This window comes from Streptacidiphilus sp. EB129 (assembly GCF_041262645.1).
Classification (GTDB): domain Bacteria; phylum Actinomycetota; class Actinomycetes; order Streptomycetales; family Streptomycetaceae; genus Streptacidiphilus.
Genome location: NZ_JBGCCS010000106.1, coordinates 1 through 1,415 on the forward strand (window position 1 = coordinate 1; position 1,415 = coordinate 1,415).

The window sequence follows — 1,415 nt, forward strand, 5'->3', positions numbered from 1 at the left end:
CTGAGACCTGATGCCGAGCCGATTGTGGTGAAGTGGATGATCCTATGCTGTCGAGAAAAGCCTCTAGCGAGTTTCATGGCGGCCCGTACCCCAAACCGACTCAGGTGGTCAGGTAGAGAATACCGAGGCGTTCGGGTGAACTATGGTTAAGGAACTCGGCAAAATGCCCCCGTAACTTCGGGAGAAGGGGGGCCGGAACTGGTGACGAGTCTTGCACTCCGAGCTGGGGCCGGCCGCAGAGACCAGCGAGAAGCGACTGTTTACTAAAAACACAGGTCCGTGCGAAGCCGTAAGGCGATGTATACGGACTGACGCCTGCCCGGTGCTGGAACGTTAAGGGGACCGGTTAGCTCTGTTTCGACGGGGCGAGGCTGAGAACTTAAGCGCCAGTAAACGGCGGTGGTAACTATAACCATCCTAAGGTAGCGAAATTCCTTGTCGGGTAAGTTCCGACCTGCACGAATGGCGTAACGACTTCTCGACTGTCTCAACCATAGGCCCGGTGAAATTGCATTACGAGTAAAGATGCTCGTTTCGCGCAGCAGGACGGAAAGACCCCGGGACCTTTACTATAGCTTGATATTGGTGTTCGGTTCGGCTTGTGTAGGATAGGTGGGAGACTGTGAAGCGGCCACGCCAGTGGTTGTGGAGTCGTCGTTGAAATACCACTCTGGTCGTGCTGGATGTCTAACCTGGGTCCGTGATCCGGATCAGGGACAGTGTCTGGTGGGTAGTTTAACTGGGGCGGTTGCCTCCTAAAATGTAACGGAGGCGCCCAAAGGTTCCCTCAGCCTGGTTGGCAATCAGGTGTTGAGTGTAAGTGCACAAGGGAGCTTGACTGTGAGACCGACGGGTCGAGCAGGTGCGAAAGCAGGGACTAGTGATCCGGCGGTGGCTTGTGGAAGCGCCGTCGCTCAACGGATAAAAGGTACCCCGGGGATAACAGGCTGATCTTCCCCAAGAGTCCATATCGACGGGATGGTTTGGCACCTCGATGTCGGCTCGTCGCATCCTGGGGCTGGAGTAGGTCCCAAGGGTTGGGCTGTTCGCCCATTAAAGCGGTACGCGAGCTGGGTTTAGAACGTCGTGAGACAGTTCGGTCCCTATCCGCTGCGCGCGCAGGAGTCTTGAGAAGGGCTGTCCCTAGTACGAGAGGACCGGGACGGACGAACCTCTGGTGTGCCAGTTGTCCTGCCAAGGGCATGGCTGGTTGGCTACGTTCGGGAGGGATAACCGCTGAAAGCATCTAAGCGGGAAGCCTGCTTCGAGATGAGGACTCCCACCACCATCGAGTGGGTAAGGCTCCCAGTAGACGACTGGGTTGATAGGCCGGATGTGGAAGCCCTGTAAGGGGTGGAGCTGACCGGTACTAATAGGCCGAGGGCTTGTCCATAGTTGCTACGCGTCCACTGTGT

Annotated in this window: 1 rRNA gene; it reads left to right on the forward strand. The window is 56.9% G+C overall.

Annotated elements, in window-relative coordinates:
• A 23S ribosomal RNA gene (locus ABH925_RS37650) occupies nucleotides 1-1,393 on the forward strand; the annotation flags it as partial.
• Between the last annotated feature and the right edge of the window lie 22 nt (nucleotides 1,394-1,415).